The 14875-nt window shown below is 71.4% G+C and carries 15 protein-coding genes and 1 pseudogene; 12 read left to right on the top strand and 4 right to left on the bottom strand.

The window, feature by feature from the left end; all coding sequences use genetic code 11:
• From FWJ67_RS09570 to FWJ67_RS09545, 6 genes and pseudogenes are all read left to right on the top strand, one after another.
• Positions 1–164, top strand: a pseudogene (locus FWJ67_RS09570) (1,4-dihydroxy-2-naphthoyl-CoA synthase); the annotation flags it as partial.
• Complete coding sequence (locus tag FWJ67_RS09565; RefSeq protein WP_414482278.1) at positions 109–1101, top strand: 1,4-dihydroxy-2-naphthoate polyprenyltransferase; 993 nt, start codon at positions 109–111, stop codon at positions 1099–1101. The pseudogene FWJ67_RS09570 and the gene FWJ67_RS09565, both read left to right, overlap by 56 nt.
• 32 nt (positions 1102–1133) lie before the next feature.
• Positions 1134–2645 carry an o-succinylbenzoate--CoA ligase gene (locus tag FWJ67_RS09560; protein ID WP_414482747.1) on the top strand — a complete coding sequence of 504 codons (1512 nt, stop codon included), beginning with the start codon at positions 1134–1136 and terminating at the stop codon, positions 2643–2645.
• 58 nt (positions 2646–2703) lie between these two features.
• A complete protein-coding gene (gene mtnA / locus FWJ67_RS09555) occupies positions 2704–3747 on the top strand; it encodes an S-methyl-5-thioribose-1-phosphate isomerase (RefSeq protein ID WP_304172316.1) in 1044 nt (347 codons plus the stop codon).
• Between the two features lie 125 nt (positions 3748–3872).
• Positions 3873–5051, top strand: coding sequence for an alpha/beta hydrolase family protein (locus FWJ67_RS09550; RefSeq protein WP_304172318.1), 1179 nt, complete (start codon positions 3873–3875; stop codon positions 5049–5051).
• 52 nt (positions 5052–5103) lie between these two features.
• Positions 5104–6291 carry an MFS transporter gene (locus FWJ67_RS09545; protein WP_304172321.1) on the top strand — a complete coding sequence of 396 codons (1188 nt, stop codon included), beginning with the start codon at positions 5104–5106 and terminating at the stop codon, positions 6289–6291.
• Positions 6292–6381: 90 nt separating this feature from the next.
• Here FWJ67_RS09545 and FWJ67_RS09540 read toward each other — a convergent pair whose 3' ends face one another.
• The 3 genes from FWJ67_RS09540 to FWJ67_RS09530 form a co-directional block, all read right to left on the bottom strand.
• The gene (locus FWJ67_RS09540) at positions 6382–7107 is read right to left on the bottom strand and encodes a queuosine precursor transporter (RefSeq protein ID WP_414482746.1); all 726 of its coding nucleotides are present in this window, start codon (positions 7105–7107) and stop codon (positions 6382–6384) included.
• A 110-nt stretch (positions 7108–7217) separates the two neighbouring features.
• A complete protein-coding gene (locus FWJ67_RS09535; RefSeq protein ID WP_304172327.1) occupies positions 7218–7931 on the bottom strand; it encodes an HAD family hydrolase in 714 nt (237 codons plus the stop codon).
• A 175-nt stretch (positions 7932–8106) separates the two neighbouring features.
• Positions 8107–9252: a saccharopine dehydrogenase family protein gene (locus tag FWJ67_RS09530; RefSeq protein WP_304172328.1), complete on the bottom strand. Its 1146-nt coding sequence runs from the start codon at positions 9250–9252 to the stop codon at positions 8107–8109.
• 376 nt (positions 9253–9628) lie between these two features.
• On the opposite strand from FWJ67_RS09530, the gene FWJ67_RS09525 reads away from it, so the two are divergent.
• On the top strand, positions 9629–10111 hold the full coding sequence (locus tag FWJ67_RS09525; protein ID WP_304172330.1) for a hypothetical protein: 483 nt from the start codon (positions 9629–9631) through the stop codon (positions 10109–10111).
• Between the two features lie 31 nt (positions 10112–10142).
• On the opposite strand, the gene FWJ67_RS09520 is transcribed toward FWJ67_RS09525, so the two are convergent.
• Positions 10143–10451: a hypothetical protein gene (locus FWJ67_RS09520; protein ID WP_304172332.1), complete on the bottom strand. Its 309-nt coding sequence runs from the start codon at positions 10449–10451 to the stop codon at positions 10143–10145.
• Positions 10452–10668: 217 nt separating this feature from the next.
• Between FWJ67_RS09520 and FWJ67_RS09515 the strand changes: the two genes are divergently transcribed.
• The 5 genes from FWJ67_RS09515 to FWJ67_RS09495 form a co-directional block, all read left to right on the top strand.
• Positions 10669–11460, top strand: coding sequence for an SIR2 family NAD-dependent protein deacylase (locus FWJ67_RS09515; RefSeq protein WP_304172334.1), 792 nt, complete (start codon positions 10669–10671; stop codon positions 11458–11460).
• 64 nt (positions 11461–11524) lie between these two features.
• The gene (locus FWJ67_RS09510) at positions 11525–12202 is read left to right on the top strand and encodes a DsbA family protein (RefSeq protein ID WP_304172336.1); all 678 of its coding nucleotides are present in this window, start codon (positions 11525–11527) and stop codon (positions 12200–12202) included.
• A gap of 297 nt (positions 12203–12499) precedes the next feature.
• Positions 12500–13180: a protein disulfide oxidoreductase gene (gene pdo / locus FWJ67_RS09505; protein ID WP_304172338.1), complete on the top strand. Its 681-nt coding sequence runs from the start codon at positions 12500–12502 to the stop codon at positions 13178–13180.
• Between the two features lie 168 nt (positions 13181–13348).
• Positions 13349–14419 (top strand): NAD(P)/FAD-dependent oxidoreductase, encoded by a 1071-nt coding sequence (locus tag FWJ67_RS09500; RefSeq protein ID WP_304172340.1) that lies wholly within the window; start codon positions 13349–13351, stop codon positions 14417–14419.
• Between the two features lie 298 nt (positions 14420–14717).
• Positions 14718–14875 (top strand): adenylyl-sulfate kinase (locus FWJ67_RS09495; protein ID WP_414482748.1); only part of this gene is annotated, 158 nt, incomplete at its 3' end.

Raw genomic sequence — 14875 nt, 5'->3', positions numbered from 1 at the left:
TGAAGGCCGCCTTCAACGCCGACACCGACGGCCTGGCCGGCATCCAGCAGCTGGCGGGCGACGCCACCTTGCTCTTCTACCTGACCGACGAGGCGAAGGAGGGTCGCAATGCCTTCCTTGAGAAGCGGAAGCCCGACTTCTCCAAGTTCCCCCGCTTCCCGTGAGGCGGGCGGGCCCGCGCCCGGCGCGCCCCCCGCACCTCCGGAGGCCGGCCGGCCCCCGGCCTGGCGGATCTGGTGGATGGCGGCCCGGCCCATGACCTTGCCGGCCGCCATCTCCCCCGTCGTGGTGGCCAGCGCCGCGGCCGCGGGCGAGGGCCGCTTCCGCCTGGGGGTCTTCCTCGCGGCCTTGACGGCGGCCCTCTTGATCCAGATCGGCGCCAACTTCGCCAACGACCTCTTCGACTTCAAGAAGGGCGCGGACACCGAGGCCCGCACCGGTCCCGTGCGGGTCACCCAGGCGGGGTGGGTCAGCGAGGGGCAGATGGTCCGGGCGACGGCCCTGGTCTTGGGGCTCGCCTTCCTGGTGGGGCTCTTCCTGGTCTGGGTGGGCGGCTGGCCAGTGCTGGCCGTGGGCCTAGCCAGCATCGCCGGGGCCTTGGCCTACACCGGCGGGCCCTGGCCGTTGGCCTACCACGGGCTGGGCGATCTCTTCGTCTTCATCTTCTTCGGCCTGGTGGCGGTGGTGACCACCTACTACCTCCACACGGGGCAGGTGACGGCCCTGGCCGTCGCCCTGGCGGTCCCCGTGGGGCTCATCGTCACCGACATCCTGGTGGTGAACAACCTGCGGGACATCGCCACCGACCGGAAGGCGGGCAAGCGGACCCTGGCCGTCCGCCTGGGAGACCGGGCCACCCGCTACCAGTACGTCCTCTTTCTGGTGATCGCCTACCTGGTCCCCGTCGGCTTGCGCCTAGCCGGCTGGGTGGGCGCCGCCTGGTGGCTGCCCGCCTTGAGCCTGCCCCTCGCCTGGCGCCTGGCCCGGACCGTCCTGGCCGGAACCCAGGGGCCCGCCCTCAACCGGGTGCTCAAGGGAACGGGGCAGCTCCACCTCCTGTACGGGCTCCTTTTGGGGGCGAGCCTGCTCTGGCCCCGCTAGGGCCTCACCCGGCCGAGGAGGGAGGGATGGGCATGGCAACGGGATGGCCCACCACCGACTGGCTCCACTGGCGGGCCCGGCACGCCCCGGAGCGGGAGGCCCTCCGCTTCCAGGGCCGCTCCTGGACCTTCGCCCAGCTGGATGAGGCGGTGACCCGGCTGGCCCTGCGGCTGGCCGCCCTGGGCCTGGAGCCCGGGGACCGCCTGGCCGTCCTCCTGGGGAGCGGGCCCTTGATGGTCCAGGTGGTCCACGGGGTGGGCCGCCTGGGGGTGGAGCTGGTCCCCTTGAACACCCGGCTGGCCGTGCCGGAGCTGGCCTGGCAGGTGGCCGACGGGGGCGCCAAGCTCCTGCTCTACGACGAGACGACGGCCGCCGCCGCTGAGGCCGTCGCCCGGGAGGTGCCGGGGCTGCGGGCCGTGGCGGCGGAAGAGCTGGAGGCGGTCCGGCCCCGGGAGATCCCCCTGCACCTTGAACGGGAGCCGGGCCAGGTCCACACCATCATCTACACCTCCGGGACCACGGGGCGGCCCAAGGGGGCCCGGCTCACCTATGGCAACTACGGCTGGAACGCGCTGGCCTCGGCCCTCAACCTGGGGCTCGTGCCCAGCGACCGGTGGCTGGCCGTGCTGCCCCTCTTCCACGTGGGGGGCCTCTCCATCCTCTTCCGGGCGGTGATCTACGGGATCCCCGTCCTCCTTCACCCCCGCTTTGATGTGGCGGCGGTCCACCACGCCATCGACCACGAGGGGGCCACCCTGGTGTCCGTGGTGAGCGTCATGCTGGCCCGGATGCTGGAGGCCCGCACCGAGCCGTACCCTCCCACCTTCCGGGCGGCCCTTCTGGGCGGCGGGCCGGTCCCCCAGGTCCTGGTGGAGCGGGCCCAGGGCCTGGGCCTCCCCGTGGCGCCCAGCTACGGCCTGACGGAGGCGGCCTCCCAGGTGGCCACCCTGCCGCCCCACGAGGCGGCGGCCCGGCCCGGCTCTTCGGGGCGGCCCCTCTTCGGGGTGGAGCTCCGCATCGTCCAGGACGGCCGGGACCAGCCGCCGGGCGAGCCGGGGGAGATCCTGGTCCGGGGCCCCAACGTGATGGCGGGGTACCACGGGCAGCCCGAGGCGACGGCCCGAGCCCTGGCGGGCGGGTGGCTCCACACGGGGGATGTGGGGTACCTGGACGAGCAGGGGTACCTCTACGTCCTGGACCGGCGGGACGACCTGATCATCTCCGGCGGCGAGAACATCTACCCGGCCGAGGTGGAGGGGGTTCTCCTGGAGCACCCGGCGGTGGCCGAGGCGGGGGTGGTGGGCGTGCCCGACCCCGTCTGGGGCCAGGCGGTGGTGGCGGCCGTCCGGCTCCGGCCCGGGGCGGCGTTCGACGAGGCGGCCCTCCGCCAGTTCTGCCGGGAGCGGCTGGCGGGCTACAAGGTGCCCGCCCGCATCGTGGCGGTGGAGGCCCTGCCCCGGACCCCGTCGGGAAAGCTGATGCGGCGCCGCCTGGCGGAGCTCCTTCGCCCTCCAGGGCCAGACAGGGCGCCGTCGGGCTGGTAGAATGGGACGAGAACCGAAGCATGGCACGGGAGCGGCAGGACCGCCCGGAGGTGAGCCGATGGCGCCCGAGAGCATCCGCTGGAACGAAGATCACGTGGTCATCCTGGACCAGACCCGCCTGCCCCGGGAGGAGCGGTACCTGGAGATCCGGGATCCAGAGGCCATGTTCGAAGCCATCCAGAAGCTGAGGGTCCGGGGCGCCCCGGCCATCGGGGTGGCCGCCGCCTACGGGCTCTATCTGGGTGTGCGGGACCACACCGGCCCCGTGGACCAGCTCCTGGCCCGGGTGGAGGAGGTGGCCCAGTTCCTGGCCCGCTCCCGGCCGACGGCGGTCAACCTCTTCTGGGCCTTGGACCGGATGCAGGCCCGGGCCCGGGAGCTGGCCGCCCAGCACCCCACGGCCCCGGAACGGGTGCTGGCGGGGCTCCTGGCGGAGGCCCGCCAGATCCAGGAGGAGGACCGGGAGGTCTGCCACCAGATCGGCCTCCACGGGCTGAAGCTCCTCCAGCCGGGGATGCGGGTCCTCACCCACTGCAACACCGGCGCCCTGGCCACCGCCGGCATCGGCACCGCCCTTGCGCCCATCTTCCTCGCCCACGAGCGGGGCTGGCCGGTGGAGGTCTACGCCGACGAGACCCGCCCCCTCCTGCAGGGGGCCCGCCTCACCGCCTGGGAGCTGCAGCGGGCGGGGATTCCCGTCACCCTCCTCTGTGACGGGGCGGCCGCCAGCCTGATGGCCCAGGGGAAGGTGGACCTGGTGCTCGTGGGCGCGGACCGGGTGGCGGCCAACGGGGATGTGGCCAACAAGATCGGGACCGCTGCCCTGGCCGTCGCCGCGCAGGCCTTTGGGGTGCCCTTCTACGTGGCCAGCCCCCTGGCCACCATCGATCTCTCCCTCCCTTCCGGCCAGGAGATCCCCATCGAGGAGCGGGATCCCCGGGAGGTGACGGAGCCCTTCGGCGTCCCCGTCGCGCCCGAAGGGGTCCCGGTGTACAACCCCGCCTTCGACGTGACGCCCCACCGGTTCATCACCGGGATCATCACCGAGAAGGGGATCGTCCACCCGCCCTACGGGCCCGCCCTGCGCGCCCTCTTCAGTTGACCGCGCCTTTCCCGGGGAATCGCCGCCCCAGGAAGGGGTTGGAAACGGGGAAAGGAAGGCGCCGGCCACCAGGAGCCGGAGGGCCCGTCTCGAAGGTGAGAGGTATGGATGAGGGAGGGATGCCCATGGGTCCCCACGCCTGGAAGGGGCGGGCCCATCGGATCACGGTGGGGCTGCTGGTGGCGGTGCTCCTGGCCGGAGCAGCCGGGTGGGTCCGGGGGAGCGCCGCTGGAGCCTTCACCTTCCGGGAGGAGCCGGTGACCCTCGGCACGGCGCCGTGGGAGGTGGAGGGGACCCTGGCCCTGCCCGAGGGGGCCAGCCGCTTCCCCGGGGTGGTCTTGGTGCCCGGCTTCGGGCCGTACGATCGGGATGCGACCACCGGCCTCGACACGCCCTTCCGGGATCTGGCCCGGGGCCTGGCCCAGCGGGGCATCGCCTCCATCCGCTTCGACAAGCGGACCTTCCTCCACGGCCCCAAGATGGACGGGAAGGCCCTCACCGTGGAGGAGGACCTGATCCAAGATGCCTTGGCCGCCGCCCGGCTCCTGGCGGAACAGGAGGGGCTGGAAGCCCTCTTCATCGTGGGTCACGGGTTGGGCGGCACCTTGGCCCCCGAGATCGCCCAGCGGGCCCAGGCCGCGGGCGCGGTGCTCCTGGCGCCCCTGGCCACGCCCCTGGATGAGCTGGTCCTTCGCCAGCTGGAGGAGGTCTTCCGGGCCGACGGGCTCTCGGCCGAGGAGCAGGCCCACCTGGAGCGGGCCCGGGCAGCGGTGGAGCAGTTCCGCCAGGGCCAGACCGAGCCGGCCCAGACCTACCTGGGCCCCGCCCGCTACTTTGTGGACTTGCGCCAGCGGGATCCCCTGGGCCGGGCCGCCAGCTATGCTGGGCCCCTGCTCATCCTCCACGGCGGCCGGGACCGGGTGGTCCCGCCCTCGGAGCTGGCCCTCTGGCGGCAGCGGCTGGGCGGGCGGCAGGACGTCACCTTCCGGCTCTTCCTCTTCTTGAACCACACCTTCACCCGGGGGGAGGATCCGGTCCTCACCTCCGGCTTCCGCTGGCGGCGAGCGATGGCCCCTGAGGTGATCGAGACCATTGCCGGCTGGATCTGGGCCCAGGTGGGGGGCGAGCCGGTGGGGCCGGAGCCGGGCGGCGGCCCCGGCGACCCGGGCGGGGCGCTGGGTGAGCCGGCAGGGGAGGGGCTTCCTCCCGGATCCGGCGAGGAGGGGGCGGTCCAGCCCGAGACCGAGACCCCTGCCGGGGGAGGGGGGCCGGGGTTCGATCCGGGTCTGATGCCCGGTGCCTGAGCCCATCCCCTCCGGCAGACGCCTGGGACAGCGGGAGGCCTGGCGGGCCCTGATGGTGATGGCCTCCGCCACGGGCCTCAGCTTCCTGGTGACCACCTTCAGCCGGCCCTTGGTGCCGCTCCTGGCCCAGGAGCTGGGGGCGGGCGCAGCCCGGGTGGGCGCGGTGGTGGCCGCCTACGCGGTCATCCCGCTGGTGCTGGCGGTGCCGGCGGGAGCTCTGGTGGATCGCCTGGGCTCCCGGCGGCTCTTCGTTGCGGGGGCGTGCGGCATCGTCCTGGGCCTGGGGGCCATCGGCCTCAAGCCCTCCATTCCCGTCCTCTTTGGGGCCCAGGCGCTGGCGGGCCTTTCGGAGCTGCTGGTCATCGTGGCCGGCCAAACCTATGCCACCTCCCTCAGCACCGGCCGGGAGCGGGAGCAGCACCTGGGCTGGTACACCACCATGGTCTCGGCCGGCCAGCTGGTGGGCCCCCTCCTGGGGGGCGTGCTGGCCGACGCGGTGGGCTATGCCCGCAGCTTCCTGACCGCCTCGGTTCTGGGCCTTCTGCCCGTCCTGGTGGGCACCCGGGTTCGGGACCTGCCCTGGGCGTCCCGCCAGGAGCCCGAAAAGGGTGCGACGAGCCTTACGATGGAACGGGAGGCCCTGGGGCGGATCCTCCGCACCGGGGGCGTGCAGCTCGCGGTGGTGACCAGCTTCGCCACCCTCTTCACCATGGGGGTCCGCCAGGGCTTCTATCCCATCTACGTGGAAGGGTTGGGCTACTCGGCCGGCTTTGTGGGGGCCATGCTCAGCCTGCGGGCCCTCGCCTCCATGAGCGTCCGGCCCTTCATGCCCCGGATCGTCCGGCTGATGCGGGGGCGCTTCCCCACCGTCTTTGCCTCCATGCTGGTGAGCGCGCTGGCCATCCTGATCACCCCCTGGACCCGGGACCCGGTCAGCCTGGCGGTGGCCTCGGTGGCCGCAGGCATCGGGCTGGGGCTGGTGCAACCCTTGAGCATGCTGGCCGTGGCCGAGACGGTGCCCCAGTCCGAGCGGGGGCTGGCCCTGGGCGTCCGCCTGACGGGGAACCGCCTGGCTCAGGTGACCAGCCCCGTCCTGTACGGCCTGGTCGCGGAGGTGGCGGGGATTGAGGCCGCCTTCGTGGCCGGCGGCCTCCTCCTCCTGGCCGCCACCGGCAGCCTCCTCCTCTGGCGGGACACCTTCGCCCACCTGGACCGCCCCCAGGGGCAGGTCCGGGGGTAAGGACGCCGTCGGGGGCGAGGACGGGGAGGGTGGAGGCCGCCAGGGGGCGCCCGGCGGGAGCGGGCCGGGCGCGGGCGAGGATCCCAGCCGTCAGCGCCTGCCGGGCCTCGGCTCCAGGGGAGGCGAGGGGAGGGGAGGGGCTTCGGAGCGGGGCCGGATCCGGACGGCGATGTACATGAAGACGGTGTCGATGGCGGCCACGACCGCCTTCAGGAGGAAGGTGGTCACCACAATCTCCCCCATGACCGCCCAGGGGAGGACACCCGCAAAGGCGCCCAGGACGAAGACGGTGGAGTCCACCGCCTGGGAGATCCAGGTGGAGCCGTTCTTCCGCAGCCAGAGGTGCCGGCCGCCCGTGCGCTGGCGGATGAACTGGAAGAGGTGGACGTCTAAGACGTTGGAGATGAGGTAGGCGGCCAGGCTGGCCGCAACCACCCGGGGCAGGAGGGTGAAGAGGGTGGTCATGGCGGGGTGGGCGAAGTCGGAGGGGGCGGGCTTCACCAGGAGGGCATACTGCATGGCGATGGTGAAGGAGACGAGGGCCGCAAAGCCCAAGGCGACCCCGCGCAGGGCCTCCCGCTTCCCGTACCGTTCGTTCAGCATGTCGGTGGCAAGGAAGATGCTGGCGTAGGTGATGTTCCCCAGGGTCGCCTCCAGGCCGAAGAGGGTGACCGTCTTCACCACCTGGACGTTGCTCACGATGGTGCCGGTGATGACGGCGGTGTAGAGCCCCGAGCGGCCGAAGGCCCAGTAGAGGGCCAGCACGATGGTCAGATCAAGGATCATGAAGCCGAACCAGAGGAGCTCGTTGGGCACACCCATCCCCCTTTCCTGGATGGTTCCCCACCCGTCACACCGGGCCCCAGGGCCGCCGGGGCGGTGGCCCGCCTTGGCGGCCTCCTCTCCCGAAGCCGCCGGCCGCCCCCTTACTGCCCAGCCAGGGGGTGGAAGGCGGGACCGGTCACCTCGTGAATCCCGGCCAGAAACTCAGGATAGTCGGCGATGGTCCGGATCCGCAAGCCGGCCCGGCCCACGCTGAGGCCGAAGGGGTCGAGCAGGACCGCGCCCACACCCGCCCGGTTGGCGCCCAGCACGTCCGCGTAGTACAGGTCGCCCACGTGAAGGCACTGGGCCGGATCCAGGCCCAGCTCGTCCAAGGCTTTCTGGAAGATACCGGGGTGGGGCTTCTCGTAGCCCACGATGGCCGAGTCGTAGATCCGGTCGAAGAAGTGGTCCAAGCCGGCGTGGGCCAGCCGTTCGGCCACCCGGCCGTCGGAGTTGGAGATGATGGACATCCCGTAACCCTGGCGCCGGAGTTCCTCGAGGGCCGGCTTCACCCACGGGAAGGTGGCGGCCCAGTCGAGTCCGGGCGGTTCGTTGGCCAGCTGGCGGGCCAGGAGTTCAGCCTGCTCCGAGGGGACCCCCACCTCCTCCAGGATGGCGACCCCCAACCCTTGGGGGAAAGGGTCTCCGTGCTGCTCCGCCGGGGGCCGATCCACCCGGTAGAGGAGGACGCTGAAGGCACGGAAGAGGGTCTCCGCATCGACGGGGTGGCCCGTCGCCTGCAAGAGTTCCGCCGCCCGGGCAAAGTCGGGAAAGATCACCGTACCTCCGGCGTCGAAGAAGAGGTAGGGTTTCATACGGCACCTCCTCGGCCGGAACGCGTCTCGCATGCCGGCACACGCTCCATGAGGTTCCCGTCCGGCGGGAACCTTCCTTCCCCGCAAACGGCACGCGGCCTGACGACGGCCGCGGGCCGGCCCGGGCCGCGGCCGGGCTCAGGGGGAGGGGATCCACGCCGGGGCAGGGTGGCGCCTACACCGCCCGGCGGCCGGAGCCTCCCGGGAGCCGCTCCAGCACCGGCGTTTCCAAGGTGAGGCCCCGCTTGGCCAGTTCGGCCAGGAAGCTCTCAACGTCCAGGAGCCCCGGCGTCTCCGGCGGGTGCACCCCGGGACGCTCGATGGCCCGCCGGCCCAGGAGGAGGGCCCCCAGGGCGAGGGGCACGCTGGTGAGCCCGTCCATGGGGCCCACGGCCCGGACCGTCACCCGGGCGGGCTCCCCGTCGAGCACCCCTTCCACCACCACGTGGAGGCCCGAGGCAGGCTCCTTCCAGGGGCCCAAGCGCTGGAGGACGGGGAGGAGGGGCCGGAAGATCCGCCCCAGGACCACCTTCCCCCGGTGGGAGCGGGTAAGCCCCGTCCGCCCCACCACCCGGGCGAGCCAGTTGAGGAAGGGCTCGGCCAGGCCGCCCTTCAGGGAGACCTCCTCCACCCCAGGGAAGGCCTGGGGGAGGGTGACGGGTTCGGGATGGCCCACGTGGACCACCTGGACCCGGCCCAGAGGCTCGGGGAAGGGGAGCCACTCCGGTTCAGCCCCGGCGGGAATGGGCTGGAAGCGCCCGGCCCGGAAGGTGGGCACCTCTCCCGTCAGGATGTGCAGGGTGTGGAGGATGACCGCGTACCCTTGGGCATCGCTCACGGAGGCCGCCCAGGCGATCCGGATCCGCCGGGGCTGGTCCAGGCGGGCGGCGGCCTGGCGGACCAGCAGGTTGCTCAAGCCCGGGGTCCAGCCCAGGCCCGTGATCATGGTGAGCCCCCGGGCCCGGGCCTCCTGGTCGAGGGCGAGCGCGCCCTGGGCCGCGTCGTAATCGTCACAGAGGCTCACGTAGGGGACCCCGGCATCGATGGCCGCCCGCAGGGCCGGCACCTCCCACTGGTAGGCCGGGCCCAGGGCCGAGGCGACCACATCCCAGCCGGCCATCACTTCCCGCAGGCGGGCGGGATCGCCGACGTCGAGGGGGACGGGTTGGGCCTTGCCTGGCGGGCACTCCCGGGCCAAGGCTTGGAGCCGGGCCGGGTTGCGGCCGGCCAACCCCACGGCTGTCACCGAGGCTTCCCGGGCCAGCTCCTGAACCGCCCGGCGGCCCATATCGCCCGATGCTCCCAACACCAGAACCCGCACCGCCATCCCTCCTCAAGAACGGCTCGCCTGGCGAGAAAAAGGCCTGGCCTGACCGCCGGCGGCCCGATTCCCCTAATTTTGCCGCCCGGGCCCGATCTCCTGGCCCGTCTCGCCCGACGGGCAAGCGCGATGGGCCCGACCAGTCCAAAAAGGGGAGGGGTTTGCAGCACCATCCGGCAACCTTGGGCTTCTGATCCAGTGGAAACACAAACTCACTCTCTGGAAAACCTGGGGAAAGAGCGGCGGAAGAGAGCGTCAAACCCCATCACGACGGGACTTTCAGCGATCCTGCACCCATTTGGGTCTCGAAAAGCCTCTTGATATAATCGCTGCGAAAGCCAAGAAAGAAGGTGGCTGCGTGAAGAATGGGTCTTTGATGGCCAGGCTGCGGAGCATGGATCGCCGGCCCAAGATGCTGCTCAGCTTGGGCCTGGTGGTGGTTCTGGCGCTCTTGGCTGTGGGCTTCCTGCGGGAGCCCACCGGGGCGGAGGGTGTGACCGCGGTGGGGTACGTGGACTGGAGCCAGATCCAGGCCCACTACCTGAAGCCCCAGCTGAACGATCCCCTGACGGAGCTGAGCCAGCTCCAGCAGGACCTCCAGGCGGAGTTTGACGAGAAGGCGGAAGGCCTGGAGGACGAGGAGAAGCAGGAACTCTTCGACCAGTACCAGGAGCGCCTCGACAAGAAGGTGGCCGAGGTTCAGGCCCTGGAAGAGCAGTACGTGACCAAGGCTCTGGAGGCCGTGGCGAGCCAGGCCAAGAAGCAGGGCGTCAGCCTGGTCCTCCACAAGGAAGCGGTTCTGGACGGCGGCATCGACCTGACCCCCGCCGTGCTCCAGGCCCTAGGCGTCGACGGGTGAAGCGCCCCTCGGGGCTGTCCACCTCGGGGTCTTAGGACCCCGAGGTGAGCCGCGCCTCCAGGTCGCCCAGGAGCCGGTCCGTATCCTCCAGCAAGGCCCGCAGATCCCGCAAGGTGCCCCGGAGGGCCGGAGGAGCGCTGGCCTCCGTTTGGCGCACCCCGGCGGCCAACTCCCCCAGGGCCCGGCGGCCTGACTGGAAGAGCCGCCGGGCCCCGGGGCCCAACGCTTCCAGCTGGCGCTCATCGGCCAGCAACGTCCCCAGTTCCCGGCCCAGCCGGTCCCAGCGGCTTTTCAACTCCCGGGCCCGGCCTGCCAGGGCCGCCCGCTCGAAGAAGTCCACCCGCCCCACCTCCTGACCCTTCCATGGCTACGCCAGCCCGGCGCCCAGGGTGCCGCCCGCTCCGCCGATGGCCCGTGAAAAGGGCCTTTTCCTTCCCAGCCCCTGCCATGGTTGGCAGGAGTCTCCATTCCAAAAGCCTAAGGTCTTCAGGGGCGGCCCGGCCGCCCTGCACGGAGGCACCCTGCACCATTCTGGCACATCCCGGAGGCGATGGTCGATGGCTTCAGCCGATTTGGAGTCCCTGGCCCAGGCGCTCAAACAGGGACGGGTGGCGGTCCTCACCGGGGCTGGGTGCAGCACCGAGTCGGGCATCCCCGACTACCGGGGCTCCCAGGGGTTGTGGAAGCGCCATCCCACCGAGCTGGGGACGGTCTACGGGATGGAGACCTGGCCTGAGGAGTTCTACGCCTTCTACGCGGCCCGGGTGCGGGCCCTGAAGGAGGCCCGGCCCAACAAGGCCCACCGGGTGCTGGCCCGCTTTCAGAAGGAAGGCCTCCTGGAGGCCCTCATCACCCAGAATGTGGACGGGCTCCACCAGGCGGCTGGCGCGACGGACGTGATTGAGGTTCACGGGTCCATGGCCCACACCCGCTGCCAGCGCTGCGGCCGGAAAGACAGCCCCGACCGGCTTCTGGAACCGGTCACCGGGCGGGATGACCGGCCCGCCTGCCGCCACTGCGGGGGGCCCATGCGTCCCGACATCGTCCTGTACGGCGAGCAGCTGCCGCCGGAGGCGATGAGCCGGGCTTGGCAGGCGGCCCGCTCCTGCCGCCTCTTCCTGGTGGTGGGGACGTCCCTCCAGGTGGCGCCCGTCTCCCACCTGCCCGGCGAGGCCCTGCTGGCCGGCGCGTCCCTGGCCATCATCAACCTGGATCCCACGCCCTACGACGGCCGGGCCACGTGGGTGATCCGGGAGAAGGCCGGGGAAGCTCTTGGCCGCCTGGCCGAACTCATGGGTCTTGAGCTGGAGGAGGAAGAGGCCCCGCCGACAGCTAATGCTTCCCATTAACGGAAGCCCGTGCCCTCAGGGGGAGTGGGGCCCGCACGTGGGCTGAAGCGGGAGGCGGTTCAAGGTGGCGAAGAAGAAGGGCCAAAAGCGGGCGGGGCGGCGGGCGGCCCAGCGCCGTGTCGCCTGGATCGCCGGCGCCGTTCTGGTGGTGGCGGTGGTGGGGCTGGTGGCGGCCCTCGCCCGACCCACCCAAACGGTGGGCTGGGACGCGGTGGAAGAGGTGCTGGGCTCGCCCGACGCCCCCCTGACCATTGTCAACTACTCGGACTTCGCCTGCCCCTACTGTGCCATCTTCGCTCTGGAGATCGAGCCTGAGCTGGTGGAGCGGTACGTGGAGACGGGCCAGGTGCGCCTGGTCTACCGGCCCATGGCCTTCCTGGGGCCCGGGTCCCTCCTGGCCGCCCAGGTGGGCGCGTTGGTCTCGGATCAGGATCCCGAGCTTTTCTGGCCCTTCCAGCAGCGGGTCTACCAGCGGCTCCAGACCTCGGGCTCCCGCTTCACCCGGGAGGACCTGGTCCGCCTGGCTGCAGAAGTGGGTGCCGATCCCGCGCTGATTGAGAAGGGCCTGGATGAGGGCCGCTACCGGGACGTCCTGGGGCAGGTTCGGCGCTTGGCCATCGAGGAGGAGGGCGTGCGGGCCACACCCACCTTCTTCGTCGGCAAGGAGAAGGTGGAAGGGCTGCCCGAGCCGGGCGCCTTCTTCGCCCTCATCGACCGGCTCTTGGCTGAGGCCCAGTCGTGAGCCGGCCGTCCAGCCGACCCGCCCCTGACCCGTCGTCAATCCGTTGCCGCCTGGCGTCGATCCCTTTCGGCACGAGGCCGCCCGAGGCTCGGGCGGCCTTGGCGCGTCCGGTGCATGCCCGCCCCTCCCGTGGAGGGAGGTTACCCCGCGAGGGTTCCCCTTGACGGAGCCCGGACCTCAGGGTATATACCATATAGGGGTATGGGTACCTAACCTCTGAGCTGGTCTGAAGATGAGCAGAATATCCAGCCTCCCAGGCGTATGCGGCGAGCGCGGGAGGGGTGACGGAGGGAGACCATGGCACTGCTGAGTGAGAAGGATGCCCAGTACGTCCGCGGCTTTTTTGACGAGCACCTGGAGAACCCGGTGGAGATCCTGCTCTTCACCGCGGCGGAGGGCGACGAGCTGGCCGCCCGGAAGAACCCCTACCTGAAGGAGACGGAAGAGCTGATCAAGACGGTGGCGGGGCTCTCCGACAAGCTCTCCTTGACCATCTACCGGCGGGGGACCGACGACGAGACGTTCGAAGCCTATGGCATCCGGGAGGTGCCGGCGACGGTCCTTCAGGGCCCTGGCGGCATCGACTACGGCATCCGCTTCTACGGGATCCCGGCGGGGTATGAGTTCCGGACCCTGATGGAGGATCTGGTGGACGTCTCCCGGGGCACCACCAGCCTTTCCGAGAAGACCAAGGAGGCCCTTCAGAGCCTGGCGGTGGACGCCCACATCCAGGTCTTCGTGACGCCCACGTGCCCCTACTGCCCCAAGGCGGTCCGGATCGCCCACCAGTTCGCCATCGAGAGCCCCCGGGTCCGGGCGGACATGGTGGAGGCGACCGAGTTCCCCGACTGGTCCCAGAAGTACGGCGTCTTCGGCGTGCCTAAGACGGTGATCAACGACGTGGAGGAGATCGAGGGCGCGGTGCCCGAGGAGTTCGTTCTGGAGGCCCTTCTGCGGGCGACGGCGGTGAAGGCGTAGCACGCTGCGGTCCTGTGGAGCCGCCTGGCCGCGCGGCCCGGTGGGGCGGTCTGCCCGGGGCAGCCTGGCGCCGCCCAGCGCTGCCGCCCGCCGGCCGGCCTTGAGACTCCGGGAGGGACCGCCTTCGGGCCGGGGCAGGGTCTGCAGATGTGAGGGAGGGGGAGCGGGATGAGCACAGCGAACGGACGGGAAGCTGCCCTGGAGAATGGAGTGGCGGATCTGGAAGGGGGCATTGTTCCCATCAGCCTGGGCTTTGGCCTCTCCGCCGAGGCCGAGGGGGAAGAGCTCCTGGAAGAGGCCGAGCCGTACGATGTGGCCATCATCGGCGGGGGGCCGGCAGGGCTTTCGGCTGCCATCTACACCGCCCGGGCGGGCTTGAGGACGGTGGTCATCGACAAGTCGGCCTACGCGGGGGCCCTGGGCCTGACGGACCGGATCGAGAACTACCCCGGGGTGCCGGGTCCCATCTCCGGGGTGGAACTCTTGAGCATCTTCCGCCGCCAGGCGGAGAGCTTCGGCGCCCAGATCCTTCAGGAGACGGTTCTCACCGTCGATCCCTTCCAGGAGCCCATGGAGGTGGGGACCACCCAGCGAGTGCTCTACGCCCGGCGGCTCATCGTGGCCACGGGCACCATGGGCCGGAAGGCCTCCATTCCCGGCGAGGCCGAGCTGCTGGGCAAGGGTGTCAGCTACTGCGCCACCTGTGACGGCGCCTTCTTCCGGGGGCGGCCCGTGGCGGTGATCGGTGACAACGAGGAGGCGGTCTCCGAGGCCCGCTTCCTCACCCGGTTCGCCGAGCCCGTCTACTTCATCCCCCGGGGCCGGAAGGTACGCGCGCCCGAGGCGGAGCTGGAGGAGCTCCGCCGGCATCCTAAGGTGGTCTGGAAGGAGGGCGTGAAGGTCCGGGAGATCCTGGGGAACGGCAAGGTGACGGGTGTGCGCCTGGCCGGGCCCGAGGGCGAGGAGGTGCTGCCCGTTGAGGGCGCCTTCGTCTACCTCCAGGGCAACCAGCCCATCCTGGACTTCTTCCCGCCCGGGCAGGGCCCCGAGCAGACGCCCGAGGGGTGCGTCAAGGTGAACGAGGAGATGGAAAGCTCCATCCCCGGTGTCTACGTGGTGGGCGACCTGGTCTGCCACCGGGTCCGCCAGGCGGTCTTCGCCGCGGCCGACGGCGTCATGGCCGCTCTGGCGGTGGAGCGCTCTTTGAGCGGGCGGAAGAGTCTCCGGGCTGCGTGGTAGGGGCCGCGTTTCCGCCCGGTGCGGGCCGGTCCCGCCGCCCCCTTGCCAGGCGCGCTTCGGGGTAGGCAGAACGCCCCGTGCTGGAGGCCTAAGAAGGTCTCGCCCTCAAGTTAAAGATCAAAGCCTTTGGCCACGCCCCACCCTCGGCCTGCTGGCCAGCCGACGCGATGGGGAAATGGGGAGTCGGGGGGCACCCCTCGGCTCCTGGTCGGATATCTTGCCGGGGGCGGAACCGGCGTGGCCTTTCTCTCTTCACGGCCCCGGCTTCGCCCGTGATGCTTTTGGAGGAGTGACGTGGATGGAGCCTCGGGGCGTCACCGTTTGGTTCACCGGCCTGTCGGGGGCCGGGAAGACCACCATTGCCCGGGCGGTGGAGGCGGCCCTGCGGGCCCGGGGGGTGCCCGTGGAGCGGCTGGACGGCGACGTGGTCCGCCAGAGCCTCACCCGGGACCTGGG

This window comes from Limnochorda sp., from assembly GCF_047459355.1.
Taxonomy (GTDB): domain Bacteria; phylum Bacillota; class Limnochordia; order Limnochordales; family Limnochordaceae; genus Limnochorda.
The sequence above is the reverse complement of the archived record's forward strand: the minus strand, read 5'-3'. Positions and strand labels throughout refer to the sequence as shown.